Annotated in this window: 13 protein-coding genes; 10 read left to right on the forward strand and 3 right to left on the reverse strand. The window is 41.1% G+C overall.

Annotated features, from left to right (window positions below):
- Positions 1–21 precede the first annotated feature (21 nt).
- Positions 22–612 (reverse strand): YhcN/YlaJ family sporulation lipoprotein, encoded by a 591-nt coding sequence (locus AC0VYJ_RS09230; protein WP_430247080.1) that lies wholly within the window; start codon positions 610–612, stop codon positions 22–24.
- A 172-nt stretch (positions 613–784) separates the two neighbouring features.
- Between AC0VYJ_RS09230 and AC0VYJ_RS09235 the strand changes: the two genes are divergently transcribed.
- On the forward strand, positions 785–2,113 hold the full coding sequence (locus tag AC0VYJ_RS09235) for a PhoH family protein (RefSeq protein WP_475367222.1): 1,329 nt from the start codon (positions 785–787) through the stop codon (positions 2,111–2,113).
- On the opposite strand, the gene AC0VYJ_RS09240 is transcribed toward AC0VYJ_RS09235, so the two are convergent.
- Complete coding sequence (locus AC0VYJ_RS09240; RefSeq protein WP_475367223.1) at positions 2,110–2,604, reverse strand: peptidyl-prolyl cis-trans isomerase; 495 nt, start codon at positions 2,602–2,604, stop codon at positions 2,110–2,112. The genes AC0VYJ_RS09235 and AC0VYJ_RS09240 overlap by 4 nt on opposite strands.
- A gap of 118 nt (positions 2,605–2,722) precedes the next feature.
- Between AC0VYJ_RS09240 and glsA the strand changes: the two genes are divergently transcribed.
- From glsA to pyc, 5 genes are all read left to right on the forward strand, one after another.
- Positions 2,723–3,652, forward strand: a complete 930-nt coding sequence (glsA, locus tag AC0VYJ_RS09245; protein WP_430247083.1) for a glutaminase A — start codon at positions 2,723–2,725, stop codon at positions 3,650–3,652.
- A gap of 105 nt (positions 3,653–3,757) precedes the next feature.
- A complete protein-coding gene (locus AC0VYJ_RS09250) occupies positions 3,758–4,027 on the forward strand; it encodes an Fpa/YlaN family protein (protein WP_098445722.1) in 270 nt (89 codons plus the stop codon).
- 183 nt (positions 4,028–4,210) lie between these two features.
- The gene (locus tag AC0VYJ_RS09255) at positions 4,211–4,645 is read left to right on the forward strand and encodes a site-2 protease family protein (RefSeq protein WP_475367224.1); all 435 of its coding nucleotides are present in this window, start codon (positions 4,211–4,213) and stop codon (positions 4,643–4,645) included.
- A gap of 525 nt (positions 4,646–5,170) precedes the next feature.
- Positions 5,171–6,331 carry a putative lipid II flippase FtsW gene (ftsW, locus tag AC0VYJ_RS09260; protein ID WP_430247085.1) on the forward strand — a complete coding sequence of 387 codons (1,161 nt, stop codon included), beginning with the start codon at positions 5,171–5,173 and terminating at the stop codon, positions 6,329–6,331.
- 17 nt (positions 6,332–6,348) lie between these two features.
- The gene (gene pyc / locus AC0VYJ_RS09265; RefSeq protein WP_475367225.1) at positions 6,349–9,789 is read left to right on the forward strand and encodes a pyruvate carboxylase; all 3,441 of its coding nucleotides are present in this window, start codon (positions 6,349–6,351) and stop codon (positions 9,787–9,789) included.
- Positions 9,790–9,822: 33 nt separating this feature from the next.
- On the opposite strand, the gene AC0VYJ_RS09270 is transcribed toward pyc, so the two are convergent.
- Positions 9,823–10,716, reverse strand: coding sequence for a COX15/CtaA family protein (locus AC0VYJ_RS09270; protein ID WP_430247087.1), 894 nt, complete (start codon positions 10,714–10,716; stop codon positions 9,823–9,825).
- 386 nt (positions 10,717–11,102) lie between these two features.
- Between AC0VYJ_RS09270 and cyoE the strand changes: the two genes are divergently transcribed.
- From cyoE to AC0VYJ_RS09290, 4 genes are all read left to right on the forward strand, one after another.
- A complete protein-coding gene (gene cyoE, locus AC0VYJ_RS09275; RefSeq protein WP_194221298.1) occupies positions 11,103–12,044 on the forward strand; it encodes a heme o synthase in 942 nt (313 codons plus the stop codon).
- 108 nt (positions 12,045–12,152) lie between these two features.
- Positions 12,153–13,178, forward strand: coding sequence for a cytochrome c oxidase subunit II (gene coxB, locus AC0VYJ_RS09280; RefSeq protein WP_194221299.1), 1,026 nt, complete (start codon positions 12,153–12,155; stop codon positions 13,176–13,178).
- A 26-nt stretch (positions 13,179–13,204) separates the two neighbouring features.
- Positions 13,205–15,043: a cytochrome c oxidase subunit I gene (gene ctaD, locus AC0VYJ_RS09285; RefSeq protein ID WP_430247088.1), complete on the forward strand. Its 1,839-nt coding sequence runs from the start codon at positions 13,205–13,207 to the stop codon at positions 15,041–15,043.
- Positions 15,040–15,657, forward strand: coding sequence for a cytochrome c oxidase subunit 3 (locus AC0VYJ_RS09290; protein ID WP_430247089.1), 618 nt, complete (start codon positions 15,040–15,042; stop codon positions 15,655–15,657). Before ctaD ends, AC0VYJ_RS09290 begins: the two co-directional genes overlap by 4 nt.
- Positions 15,658–15,660 lie beyond the last annotated feature (3 nt).

Genomic DNA, 15,660 nt, shown 5'->3' on the forward strand with positions numbered 1-15,660 from the left:
ATATCAGTAATAGCCGAAGAATTATTTATCTAAGTCTTGTTTCTCCTGCTGCTGTTTCAATTGTTTTTCTTCTTTTGCGGGTATTTGCTTATCATTTGAGCGAATGGGATCAGGTTCAGATTTGTTCGTTTTACTAGGCACTTCAGGCATTAGCCTTCCGACAATATCAGCAAGCTCTTCCATTACGCCTCCGATTGGATGCCCTCGTTTAATTTCAGTTGCCATTTGCTTCAATCGATAAGTAGTGTCGGCATCAGCTGTAATCACTGCATTAGCTCCATATGGATCCTTTTGAAGTGCTTCAGCTACTGTATATTTGATGGAGCTAACACGAGAACGATCGAGCTTTTGGTTTACATCAATACCGACTACTGCGTATTTTCCAGTAACAATAGCTGTAGCATCATTCACATCAGGTACTTGTTTAGCGATTGTAACAAGATTCTCAGCAATATCTGTAGCTGATAAGTTTTTATTCTCTGGTGTTTTTACGGACTGTTTGACATATTGAACTCGCTCCGTTTTTTCCTTATTTGTAGCAACAGGATCATCATTTGCCTGACAAGCAGTAAGTAGACAAATCACGATGAGACTCCATCGAATCTTAATCATTTCGATTACCTCCGTAATAAGCGATTTATAATAAATCCCTACAGTTTGTTAATTATTTTCTGAATAACCGTCTAACTTTATACACTAGTTCATAGATTATAGAAAACGTAGATAGTCCCAACTGTTTTTCGTACCTGTTAGAGCAACTTAAATTTGGTCAGGAGGCGAAGTGTTGGATAAGGTTTACGTCCTAGATACTAACGTGTTACTCCAAGATCCAAATGCGATTTATTCGTTTGAGACGAATGAAATTGTCATTCCAGCTGTGGTGTTAGAAGAAGTGGATTCAAAGAAAAGGTATATGGATGAAATAGGCAGGAACGCAAGGCAAGTATCACGCATGATTGATGATTTTCGAGAACGCGGAAAGCTTCATGAGTCGATTCCTCTTGAAAACGGCGGGACGCTTCGAATTGAACTGAACCATCGATCTTTTCAATACTTACAGGATAAATTTGTTGAGAAAACAAACGATAACAGAATTCTGGCGGTCGCATTGAATTTGTTTTTAGAAGAAGGGAAATTAAAGTCTGGTCGAACAGTGATTCTTGTTAGTAAAGATGCTTTGGTTCGTGTTAAAGCGGATGCAATGGGCATACAAGCTGAGGATTTTTTAAGCGACAGAGTTGTTGAATTTAATCAGATTTATACAGGATATGAAGAAAGGTATGTTGATTCAGAAGTACTCAATCAGTTTTTTGAGAAGCATTATATTGACGTCAAAATGTTAAAAGGAAGACCGCTTTATCCCAATCAATACATCATCTTAAAAGACCCGGTTCAAGCCTCGTCATCCGGAATTGGCAAAGTAGATAAGAACTGTAAAAAAGTTGAAAAGACAGCGATGGAAACGGAATATATGTGGGGAATAGGTCCGAGGAATGTACAGCAAAGAATGGCGCTAGATTTGCTTGTTCGTAGCGACATCCCACTTGTAACACTTGTAGGTAAAGCAGGAACAGGAAAAACGCTTTTAGCGATGGCGGCTGGATTAATGCAAACAGAAGATTTAAATCGCTACAAAAAACTTTTTATTGCGAGGCCGATTGTTCCAGTTGGAAAAGATATTGGATTTCTGCCAGGGGAGAAAGAAGAAAAGTTACGTCCGTGGATGCAGCCTATATTTGATAATCTAGAATACCTGTTTAATGTTAAAAAGACGGGGGAGCTTGAAAAGATCCTCTCGGGAATCGGTTCCATTCAAGTAGAAGCATTAACGTACATTCGTGGAAGAAGTTTACCTGATCAATATATTATAATAGATGAAGCACAAAATTTAACCAAGCATGAAGTGAAAACGATCTTAACAAGGGTTGGTGAGGGAAGTAAAATTGTTCTCCTCGGTGATCCACAGCAAATTGACCATCCTTATCTTGATGAATACACGAATGGACTAACTTATGTCGTCGAAAAATTTAAAGACCAGCCGCTTAGCGGACATGTTAAGCTCGAGAAAGGTGAACGTTCTCTGCTTGCCCGCATTGCAGCTGATCTACTCTAGATGACAGTTATACCTGTAACGTATTTAAATGGTTCCGAAGCGTTCGAGCCATTCCCGAAATAGAAATGGGTAGGGCCATCTTCTCTGAGCGGTTTTCCATCTTGGGAAAAGCGAAGAAAGCCGTTCATGGCTTCATCCATTGTCATACTCTGCTTAGAGCCATCTTTAAAATCTAGCTGAACCTTCTCGCTATCGTTAGTAGGATCAGCATTAGATAAAAATGGTTTGAGTGGGATAACGAAACTTCCTGTTAGAATGCGTTCTTTCTCAAACCTTTTGATACTTTTGTTAACAGGAGGTTTAATTCCTGTAAGTTCTCTTTCAAAGCGTTCAGCCTGAGTACGGATGTAATCGTTCTCATTCTTTTCGCTTGAACCATCAAATTTCAAAAATTCCTCTAATTCAATCTTACGATCATCAAATATCCATACGCTTGCGTCTAAAGTAATGGAATAATTGACTTTCCCCTTAATAGGTAGAATCGTCTCCATCTTGTACACCCCACAATCAAAATCTTTTGCAAACCAAGTATACCGGTTATGCTTGCATTTGTCACATTTGGGGAACAGTATGGTGAGAGTCAATTTGTTCCGAGCGGGAGGATTTAAGATGAGATGTCGTACAGAAGAAGAATTAGTGGAACTAGTTAGGAAAAGCAAGCCATTTACGAAAGATGGAAAAGTGGCAGATTATATTCCAGCCCTTGCAAAATCCGATCCAGATAAGCTAGCAATTGCAATCTACTCCAAGGAAGACGGATGTTTATCAGCCGGAGATGTAGGCGAAACGTTTACCCTTCAAAGTATCTCTAAAGTTCTAACACTAGCCTTAGCAATCATGGACTCAGGAGAGGAGCATGTTTTCTCAAGGGTAGGAATGGAGCCTACGGGAGATCCATTTAATTCAATTGCCAAACTTGAGACGATGGTACCCTCAAAACCACTCAATCCAATGATTAATGCGGGTGCTTTAGTTGTTACAAATATGATTCATGGTAGTTCAGTAGAGGAAAAAGTTGGACGCATATTGCAATTAATTCATGACATGACGAATAACACTAGCATTGGAATTAATACTGAAGTAGCTGATTCGGAATATGAATCGGCGAATTTAAACCGAGCATTAAGTTATTTCATGAAGCAGCACGGCATTATTGATGATAATGTTGAAATGCTTCTTGAAGCTTATACAAAACAGTGTGCAATCGAAGTAAACTGTAAAGATCTTGCTAGAATAGGGATGGTTCTAGCCAATGAAGGAAAAGACCCTGAAACGGAAAGAAGGATTATTCCAAGATATATAGCGAGAATCGTGAAAACGTTTATGGTTACATGCGGCATGTACAATGCATCTGGTGAGTTTGCGATTAACGTGGCCATCCCTGCAAAAAGTGGTGTCTCAGGTGGGATTTTAAGTCTTGTTCCAAATGAAATGGGAATTGGTGTTTATAGTCCACCACTTGATGCAAAAGGAAATAGTATCGCTGGAAACAAACTTCTTGAGAATCTTTCTTCACAATATGGACTAAGTATTTTCTAAACACATCCGCGTTTACCCTGCTTTTTCTTGCAATTTTGTTGCATTCCTTTTATGATAATAGAAGGAATGGGAAAGGGAACGGAGGGATCAGATTTGTCAACTGGTATGGCAACAGGACATCGTGAAAAAGCATACGAGCTGTTAAAAGCCGATGCGCATAAGATCCTAAAACTTATCGAAGTTCAAATGGAGAATTTGACGATGCCTCAGTGTCCTCTGTATGAAGAGGTTCTTGATACGCAGATGTTTGGTTTATCTCGCGAAATTGACTTCGCGGTTCGTCTTGGATTAGTAAATGAAGAGGATGGCAAAGAATTGCTTGAATCACTTGAGCGTCAGCTTTCGGCTCTTCATGAAGCTAGTATGAGGAAATAATGAAAGCTCAAACTATCAATGATAGTTTGAGCTTTTTGTTTATTTTCAGTTTTCCTTTACATACAATATATTTTTGACTCATTCACTTTGCAGTTCCGCATTAAGTGATAGTAGCAAGTAGAAAATATGATAGAATACGAATAGGCCGTAAAAGAATTCAGAAGATTTTAGGAGTAGATATGAATGTATGATTTGCTCATGGTGATCCTTGTTATATCTCCCATCAGTTTATTACTTCATGAGGCGGGCCACACAGTGGCAGCCAATGTTTTTACGAAAGCTGGTGTGAAACTACACCTGGGCATAGGTCCAAGAATCTTTACATGGAGACACCCGAGAGGAGAAGTAGCTGTTAACGCTATTTATTTCGCTGGAGGAATGACCATCAGCTCACAACCTGATAAAGCCTATGGGAAACTCGCCATTGCCATAGCTGGTCCACTCATGAATCTTATCGTCGCCGCACTCGCTCTCATTCTGCCATTCCACCCATCCATCATAGCCTGGGTTCTTTTCTTTAACCTCTGGCTAGGAATAACCAATCTGATCCCATTCAAAATTCTCGGGAAAGAATCAGACGGATGGACCATATTAAAAGTCCTTCTCAAAAAAACTTAATTTCAAAAGGACAGCAGGTTTCACCCAATTCCCATCGAAACCTATACATACTTCGAAAAGCGGAGCGGGCCCGTCTAAATCCGCAGGATGTTGGAGGCCATGAGAGTGAGACGGTTTATGTCTCATTCGAATGGGTGAAACAGCCGGAGGATTTGGCCCGCACAGCTGGACACCGAAAAGCGGAAGTGGGCGTTTAGGGTCGACAAGCGCTGGAGGCCCATAAAAAGAACACGGTCTTTGTGTTCATTTTATGGGGTGAAGCGATCGAGACCCTGCCCACTGCAGCTGGACACCGAAAAGCGAAGACGAGCGTTTAGAAAGGGAGATATTGGAGCTCTTGAACTAGAACACAAGATGCGTGTTCTGATTGAAAGTTAAACGATCTGGGGTCTGGCTACGGGAATCCTTCAACACCACCAATACTTTTTAGTTTCCAAAAGGCGAATAAATCAACAAGTGATTATGAAGTTAACAGTGAGCTGATGCAAACTTCTTAATAGAAAATAAATAGGTAGGATGACGTTTATGATTAAAAAATTATTTAAGCATTATGATTACTCTCTAATCATTAGTGTATTACTTTTGTGCGGGTTTGGGCTCGTTATGGTTTACAGTGCAAGTATGGTATGGGCTGTGATGCGACATGAAGCAAACAGTGCTTACTTCTTCAACAGACAAATCATCTGGTTAGCGGTATCACTCGTTATGTTCCTACTGGCGATGGTCTTTCCATATAAGGCTTATAGGAAATTTATCGTTCCTATACTAGGACTCTCTGTTTTGTCACTACTGCTCGTGAAATTGATCGGATCCACTACGAACAATGCACAAAGTTGGATTGAAATCGGCTCGTTTAGTTTTCAGCCTTCTGAATTCGTCAAACTAGGGTTAATCATTTACCTTGCGGCTATTTACTCCAAAAAACAAGCCTATATTTCTAACTTTGTAAGAGGGGCAATGCCTCCTTTAATGGTCATTGGATTGATTTTTGCGTTAGTCGCTTCACAGCCGGATCTTGGGACGGCAATGATTATCGCATTAACTTCAGGTATTGTCATTGTTTGTTCTGGAATGAAGTGGAGACACATTTTAGGGCTTATCGTCATTGGCGGGATTGTCTTCGCTCTTGCGTGGATGACGCTCTCACCTGAACAGGCATCAAGATTTACTGGAGCTTATGATCCATTTTCGGACCCAGAAGACAGTGGTTTCCATTTAATTAATTCTTATATCGCTATAGCATCAGGTGGAATTACGGGTCAGGGGTTTGGCCAGAGTATTCAAAAATACGGTTTTTTACCTGAACCACATACAGATTTCATTATGGCCATTGTGGCTGAAGAGTTAGGGTTACTCGGTGTTGTATTTGTAGTAGGTTTGTTAGGTTATATCGTATTTAAAGGTTTTGTTATAGGTATTCGCTGTAAGGATACATTTGGTAGCTTACTAGCTATAGGCATTGCTGGTATGATTGGTGTACAAACAGTCGTCAATCTTGGTGCTATAACAGGCTGGTTACCAGTAACAGGTGTCCCACTTCCGTTTATCAGTTACGGTGGATCTTCATTAATTTTGCTGATGATATCAATGGGGATACTAGTGAACGTTTCTGCTTTTGTGAATATAAGGAAAGAGCAGAAAGAAGGTTACGTTAAAAAAGATAATACGATTCAAATGGAGCTTTAGTTTAAGGAGGAAATTATATGCCAGCTATTTCAAAAATTTTAGTTGCTAACCGTGGTGAAATCGCCATTCGAATTTTCCGTGCTTGTACCGAACTGAATATTCGAACCGTAGCTATTTATTCTAAAGAAGATAGTGGATCGTACCATCGTTATAAAGCAGATGAAGCTTACCTTGTCGGAGAGGATAAAAAGCCGATTGATGCCTATTTAGATATTGAGGGGATTATCGAGATTGCGAAGGCGAACGACATTGATGCTATTCACCCTGGTTACGGCTTCCTTTCTGAGAATCTTCAGTTTGCTAAACGTTGTCAGGAGGAAGGTCTTATTTTCATAGGACCTGAACTTGACCATTTACGAATGTTCGGAGATAAGGTAGAGGCTAGAAAACAAGCCATATTAGCAGGGCTTCCAGTCATTCCAGGAACGGATGGCCCTGTAGAAGGACTTGATGAGGTTAAGGCGTTTGCAGATGAGAATGGGTACCCTCTTATGATTAAAGCTGCCCTAGGAGGCGGCGGAAGAGGCATGCGAATCGTCCGAAGTGAAGAATCTTTGGCGGAGGCTTATGATCGTGCTAAATCTGAAGCAAAAGCAGCCTTTGGGCGCGATGAAATTTATGTGGAGAAATTTGTAGAAAATCCGAAGCATATCGAAGTTCAAATTCTTGGAGATAAGCATGGTAATACGATTCACCTCTATGAGAGAGACTGCTCGGTGCAGCGTCGTCACCAGAAAGTTGTCGAGGTAGCACCAAGTGTTTCACTGACACAGGAGTCTAGACGAGACATTTGTGAAGCTGCAGTGAAATTGATGGAAAACGTACAGTATGTCAATGCAGGTACTGTTGAATTTCTTGTTAACCAAGAGGGAGAGTTCTATTTTATTGAAGTAAACCCTCGAGTTCAGGTAGAACATACCATTACAGAAATGATCACGGGAATTGATATTGTTCAATCTCAAATTATGATTGCTGAGGGTGAACACATTCATGGTGATCGACTCGGTATACCGAAACAAGATGACATTGACTGTCACGGGTACGCTATTCAATGTCGTGTAACGACGGAAGATCCTGAAAATAATTTTATGCCTGATACAGGGAAGCTAATGGCGTACAGATCAGGTGGCGGATTCGGCGTTCGTCTTGACGCAGGGAATGCTTATCAAGGTGCTGTCATTACTCCTTATTACGATTCACTTCTTGTGAAGCTATCGACATGGGCACTTAATTTTGACCAAGCCTCATCTAAAATGGTCAGAAACTTAAAAGAATTCCGTATTAGAGGAATTAAAACGAATATTGCTTTCCTTGAAAATGTAATGAAACACGAGAACTTCCGATCAGGCGAATATAATACATCTTTCATCGATTCATCACCAGAGCTATTTGTGTTTCCAAAGCGAAAAGATCGTGGAACAAAAATGCTTTCATACATCGGGAACATTACAGTTAACGGTTTCCCGGGTCTTGATATAAAGAAAAAACCTGCGTTTACGAAACGGAGAGTACCGCATTTAAAATACAGTGAGCCTATACCAAAAGGAACGAAACAAATTCTTGATGAACAAGGTGCAGATGGTCTTGTTAAATGGGTGAAAGAACAGAAGAAAACGTTACTTACCGACACGACATTCCGTGACGGTCATCAATCTCTTCTTGCGACAAGAATGAGAACGACTGATTTATTGCATATTGCAGAGCCGACTGCCCGCATGCTACCCGAACTGTTCTCAATGGAAATGTGGGGCGGGGCTACCTTCGATGTCTCATTACGATACTTAAAAGAAGATCCGTGGGATCGCTTAATTAAGCTTAGAGAGCAAGTGCCAAATGTGATGTTCCAGATGTTGTTACGAGCATCAAACGGAGTAGGATATAAGAATTATCCAGATAATCTCATTCGAGAATTTGTTCAAAAGTCTGCTGACGCAGGAATTGATGTATTTAGGATATTTGATAGTTTGAACTGGGTGGACGGCATGACAAAAGCGATTGAAGCGGTTCGTCAAACAGGAAAAATTGCTGAGGCATCAATTTGCTACACAGGTGACATCTCAAATCCGGATAAGTCGAAGTATAGCCTTGAATATTATCAACAGCTCGCAAAAGAACTTGAAGACGCCGGTGCTCATATTTTAGGAATTAAGGATATGGCAGGGTTACTCAAGCCTCAAGCGGCATATAAACTTATTTCAACGTTAAAAGAAACTGTCTCTATACCTATTCATCTTCATACGCACGATACGAGCGGTAACGGGATCTATACATACGCGAAAGCCATTGAGGCTGGTGTAGATATCGTAGACGTAGCCGTAAGTTCCATGGCTGGCTTAACATCTCAGCCAAGTGCCAATTCTTTGTATTATGCAATGGATGGTTCAGAGCGACAGCCGGATATTAGTATTAAAGCGTTAGAAGAATTGTCTCATTACTGGGAAGATACACGTAAATACTATAGTGGATTTGAAAGTGGTATGACCGCTCCACACACGGAAGTATATGAGCACGAAATGCCTGGTGGCCAATATAGCAATCTTCAACAGCAGGCAAAAGGCGTCGGTCTTGGAGAGCGCTGGGATGATGTGAAACGCATGTATCGAAGAGTTAATGAAATGTTTGGAGACATTGTAAAAGTTACGCCTTCTTCTAAAGTTGTAGGCGATATGGCTCTTTATATGGTTCAAAATGATTTAACCGAAGATGATGTGTATGAGCGTGGAGAATCTCTAGATTTTCCTGATTCAGTTGTAGAACTCTTCCAGGGATACCTTGGCCAGCCGTATCAGGGCTTTCCTAAAGAACTTCAGCAAATTATTCTTAAAGGTAGAGAGCCGATTACTTCAAGACCTGGAGAGTTTCTAGAACCTGTTAACTTTACGGACTTAAAGGAAACTCTTTATCACAAATTGAATCGTCAAGTAACTAGCCATGATCTGATCTCTTATGCTCTTTACCCGAAAGTCTATCTAGAGTATGCAGAGGTTCAAGAGATGTTTGGGGATGTATCCGTTCTAGATACACCAACCTTCCTTTATGGCATGCGACTTGGAGAAGAAGTTGAGGTCGAGATCGAACAGGGGAAAACGCTTATCGTCAAGCTTGTCTCGGTTGGAGAGCCTAATCTAGAAGGCAAGCGCACCCTTTACTTCGAATTAAATGGTCAGCCGCGTGAAGTTGTGATTAAAGACGAAAATATCAAAACGGCAATTGCGGCTAAACCAAAAGCGGATCGCACTAATCCAAATCATATTGGAGCAACGATGCCGGGAACTGTCATTAAAGTTCTAGTTGAAAAAGGAGAAAGAGTAAACAAAGGTGATCACCTCATGATCACAGAAGCGATGAAAATGGAGACAACCGTCCAGGCACCTCGTAGTGGCACAGTGGAACATATTCATGTGGCTAATGGAGAGGGAATTGAATCGGGAGACTTATTGCTAGAAATGAATGAATAAGAAAAAAGCTGCGCAATTTTGCGCAGCTTTTTTCTATTGCCTGCCACTTCGAAGTGAAAGCATAACAAGGTAGAGAAGAACTGTAAATAAACCAGATATAAAGAGTCCGTGGAAAAGCGCGAGAAACAAATTCAGGTTTGAAACGACTACTAGAATACCGCTCAACGCCTGTAAACAAATGAAAACAAAAGCTAAAATAATACCAGTTCGCATCGTTCCTTTGTTTTTAAACTCTCGTAATCCTATGATGAGAATGTAGAGTAACCATACAAAGATGAGTACGGCTGCCGTTCGGTGTAACATCTGAATCCCCTGTGGTCCAGAGAAAGCGAACAGCTGACCATCGCTACAAAATGGAACTTTGTCACAGGCCATACTGGCGCCTGTATGGCGTACGAGGGCTCCTGTATAAACGACTATATATGAATAGATTGTAATCGCGTATAAATGAAAACGAATACGTTTAGGAACATGAGGCGTTCTTTTATTCCCAGACGCTTCAAAAACGAGTATAGTTAGCAAAACAACACTCGCAAAACTAGCAAGTGAGAAACCAAAATGAGAAGCAAGAATAATATCTGATTGGCCCCATACTACAGCGGCAGCGCCTAACAAACCTTGAAACACGATTAAGAAGACAGAAGCAATCGCTAAAAATTTTGTTTCTCGAATGTGTCCGATTTTTCGCCAAGCCCATATGGCAAGAATAATCACGAGCAGACCGAGGGCTGCTGAAACAATCCGATGACTGACTTCGATGATCGTTTCTATCTCTGGTGCTTCAGGTAGAACCTTTCCATAGCATAAAGGCCAGGAGTTCCCACAGCCATCACCCGACCCTGTTTTCGTTACAACTGCACCCATTAAGAGTACGAGAAGCATTCCAAGTGACGTAATAATCCCGAATAATTTCAACAATTTATTCACAAATAACACCTTCTTATCTAATTGTGTGTAAATCATAGTACAATGAATGTGTGAAGAGGCAAGCACATCTTTGCACGAATGAAAGGATGAGCTCCCATTATGAAACGACGTATACAAAACAATTAGATTCGTTTATAATGGATAAGGATTGCGGATACTGCTTCCTTTCACAAAACCAACATTATCTTACCATAGCTGTTAGCGAGTTTTAATAGCAAGATGTGAAGATTGAATTACATTTTGTTTAACAGCATGTGAGTAACCTGGAGGGGTAGACGTGATACAACATAATGATCAGGGCTTACACAGTCTTCTAATAAGATTGTCTAACATGAACGATAGAATGACTGATTTACTTCAGTCAAATGAAAAAGGAGGTGTGTAGATTGAGTAAAGCTAGAACTGCATACGAAGCATCTAATCGCGTTATGGAGCCAGGCCCGCTATCAGAAGCAAATCCATCTGGTACGTGGAAAGATTTTCTGACACTTACGAAATTAGGCATTGTATTTGATAATTTAATTACAGCTTTTACTGGCTTATGGGTGGCATCAGTTGCTGCAGGATTTGATCTATTCGCTAATCCAATGGTACTCATTCTAACGATGTTGGGAACAGCTTTTGTTGTTGCCGGGGGAACATCTTTGAATAACTACATTGACCGTGATATTGATCAAGTGATGGCGAGAACGAATACGCGTCCCTCAGTTACAGGTAAAATTCCTGCTAACCAGGTATTATTTGTAGGTCTTGGCTTAGCCATTGTAGGTACGATAATGCTATTGATTGTTGAGCCAATGGCTGCTTTATTGGGTCTTTTAGGACTTGTTATATACGTTGTGTTATATACAATGTGGACAAAGCGTACAACTTCTTTAAATACAGTAGTCGGGTCATTTTCAGGTGCACTTCCGCCGCTTATTGGCTGGGCTGCAATTGATCCTAACTTAAGCCCTGTAGCATGGGGAATGTTTTTAATCATGTTTATCTGGCAGCCTCCACACTTCTTAGCACTCGCTATGAAGCGTGTAGATGATTATCGTGATGCTGGAATTCCAATGCTACCTGTTGTAGCAGGTTTTCCAATGACGAAGCGCCAAATCGTTTTATATACGGCTGCTTTAGTACCAGTGTCACTATTGCTATACAGCTTTGGACCAGTGTACATCACTGTCGCAGCAATCCTTGGTTTTGGATGGCTAGCGATAGGAATTGCAGGATTTTTCATGAAGGACGATATTAAGTGGGCGAGAATTATGTTTGTTTATTCGCTTAACTATATAACAATCCTGTTTATTGTTATGATTGCAGTAAATATTAATCCTTAAAAGGATGATTAATGTATGGTCAGACAAGGTGGGTAGGATGCCCTCCTTGTCTTCCTATAACTCAATTTTGAGTAAAAGCTACTAAAGAAAGTGAGGTTTAAGGTGCAAATGAAACGTTGGAAAAATGTTTGGCGTTTTTTACCACTGCTATCGGTAATTGCGTTAGCGCTTACGGGTTGCGGTAACGAACAACTAACAGCTATGCTCCCTAAGGGAGAAGGGGCTGAAATGCAATTTAATCTCATGATGTTAAGCCTTTACATCATGATCGGGGTTTTCGTTGTAGTAGCACTCATTTATACAGTTGTGCTTGTTCGTTTTAGACGACGTGGTGAAAGCGACAATGAAATTCCAGAACAAACGGAAGGTAATGTCGTTCTTGAGATTCTATGGACTGTAGTTCCTATTATCCTTCTTTTGATCCTTGCCGTTCCGACAGTAATGACTACGTTTGCATTAGATGAGGGCACTGAAAAAGTACCTGAAGGTGCAACCGTTGTCAAAGTAACAGCTCATCAGTATTGGTGGGAATTTGAGTATCCTGATCTTGAAGTGAAGACTTCTCAAGATTTACACATTCCAACAGGAGAAAGAGTTTATTTTGAACTCGTTTCTAAAGATGTCACACACTCTTTTTGGGTTCCGACTCTAGGTGGAAAAATGGATACGAATACAGCTACAGAGAATAAAATGTGGCTAAATGCTCAGGAACCAGGTACATATTATGGGAAGTGTGCTGAGCTGTGTGGACCATCACACGCTTTGATGGACTTTAAAGTAATTGCTCAAGAAAAAGAAGATTTTGAAGCATGGGCAGAAAACATGAAAGAAGCTGGTTCACAGGCAGCTTCTGATCAAGCAGCTCAAGGGGAAGAAATCTTCGCAAACAGCTGTATTGGCTGTCACGCCGTCGGCAGTGAAGGCGGTAACACAGGTCCGAACTTAACAAACTTTGGTGACCGCGAGAAAGTAGCGGGCGTTCTCGAGCATACAGATGAGAACATTAAGGGCTGGATTAGCGATCCATCGGAATACAAACCTGGTAATAACATGCCTGCGTTTGGAGATCAGCTAAAAGATGAAGAGCTTGATGCTTTAGTTGTTTACTTGCAAGGACTAAAAGTTGAAGAATAGTCATCGGAAATAAGGAGGTTTAATACGTGTCAGCACATGCTTATAAAAAGAAAAATCCTGTATGGGATTGGCTTACTACCGTTGACCATAAGAAGATCGGGATTCTCTATCTCGCTTCCGGTGCTTTCTTCTTTCTACTCGGTGGTTTAGAAGCAATCTTACTGCGGGTGCAGTTGCTTTATCCAGAATTTGATTTTGTGGGAGCTGAAACATTTAACCAGCTGCTTACGATGCACGGGACGACAATGATCTTCCTGGCAGCCATGCCGCTCATATTTGGGTTTATGAATGCGATCATTCCGCTTCAAATTGGAGCGCGAGACGTAGCGTTTCCATTCGTTAACTCATTAGGCTTTTGGCTATTTACAGCGGGTGGTATCCTACTGAACCTTGGTTGGTTCATGGGTGGAGCACCGGATGCTGGTTGGACCGGTTATGCACCACTATCAACAACAAGTCCAGGGAACGGAGTCGATTTTTACGTTCTAGGGCTTCAGATCTCAGGTATCGGAACGTTAATCGGGGGAATTAACTTCCTAGTTACCATCATAAACATGCGGGCACCGGGTATGACATTTATGCGTATGCCGTTGTTCACATGGTCTAGTTTTATTACTTCTGGTCTTATTCTTTTTGCCTTCCCTGCTCTAACAATTGGTCTAGCGCTACTCATGTTTGACCGTTTGTTCGGATCGCAGTTCTTCGCAGCTGAAGCGGGAGGTAACCCGATTATTTATGAACATCTATTCTGGATCTTCGGGCACCCGGAAGTTTACATTCTAGTTCTACCTGCATTTGGTATGTTCTCTGAAATCATTGCAACATTCGCAAGAAAGCGTCTGTTTGGTTATTCAGCAATGGTTTTCGCAACAGCTCTTATTGGTTTCTTAGGCTTTATGGTATGGGTTCACCATATGTTTACAGTGGGACTAGGACCAATTGCCAACTCTATTTTTGCTGTTGCAACAATGTTAATCGCAGTTCCGACTGGGGTTAAGATCTTTAACTGGCTCTTTACAATGTGGGGAGGAAAAGTGAGCTTCCCAACCGCAAACTTATTTGCAGTAGGATTTATTCCTTCTTTCGTACTTGGTGGTATGACAGGGGTAATGCTAAGCGTTCCACCTGCTGACTATCAGTACCACGATAGCTACTTCGTTGTAGCTCACTTCCACTATGTAATTGTTGGTGGGGTAGTGTTCGGTCTATTTGCCGGTATGTACTACTGGTGGCCGAAGATTTTTGGAACAGTATTGAACGAATTTCTCGGAAAGCTTCATTTCTGGTTATTCTTTATCGGTTTCCATTTAACGTTCTTCCCGATGCACTTCCTCGGACTTATGGGAATGCCGCGTCGAGTTTATACGTATCTTTCTGGTCAAAGTCTTGATGAAGCGAACTTCGCAGCAACGATGGGTGCTTTCTTAATGGGACTTGCAACAATCATTATGGTTTGGAACATTATCCAAACTTCTGTTAAAGGTAAAAAAGCTGGAAATGACCCTTGGGACGGTCGTACGCTTGAATGGGCGATTTCATCACCAGCTCCAGAATATAACTTTGCACAAACACCGCTAATACGTGGTCTTGATGCATGGTGGTTAGAAAAACGAGCAGGTAATAAAGCTATGGTTGCCGCGGAACCTTTAGATGATATCCATATGCCGGATTCTTCTATTCTTCCACTTGTTCTTTCTCTTGGGTTGTTTATTGCGGCTCTTGCAGCGATCTATTCAAACTGGATAATTGCAATAGGTGGACTTGTGATCACGGCATTAGCGATGATCCTTCGCTCTGTCATTGATTATCACGGATACCATATCCATAAGGAAGATCTGCCTGATGAAGGGAGGGAAGGCAAATGAAATCGAACGAAGCAATGACTAAGTTGCCTGCCAATCCAGAACGGGCTACGTTAGATGGTAAAAATAAATTTCTTGGTTTCTGGTTCTTCCTTGGAGGCGAAACCGTGCTTTTCGCCTCGCTTTTTGGGGTATACTTAGGACTAAGGAATGCAACAAACGGTGGCGTTACATCGAATGAACTGTTTGAACTTCCACTTGTTTTTATTGCGACAATGCTTTTATTATCAAGTAGTTTAACATCGGTGTTTGCTACGATGGCACTTAAAACAAATCATTTTAAGCGTATGATTGGCTGGTTTGTGGTGACTGGACTTCTAGGTCTTGCTTTCCTAGGTCTTGAAATTTATGAATTTAATCACTATGTACATGAATACGGTCATACGATTAAAAGCAGTGCATGGGGATCTGCTTTCTACACGCTTGTAGGTACTCACGGAGCTCACGTATTAGTGGGGATTTCCTGGATTACGATTCTTATTATTCGTAATCTAAGAAGAGGAATGGACCTGTATACAGCACCGAAGTTTTATCTCTTTGCTCTTTACTGGCACTTTATTGATGTTGTATGGATCTTCATCTTTACAGTGGTTTACCTAATGGGAAAGGTGGGTTAATTT

Source organism: Anaerobacillus sp. 63XJN7_5_ISO-PGPR-S23-430 (genome assembly GCF_056173695.1).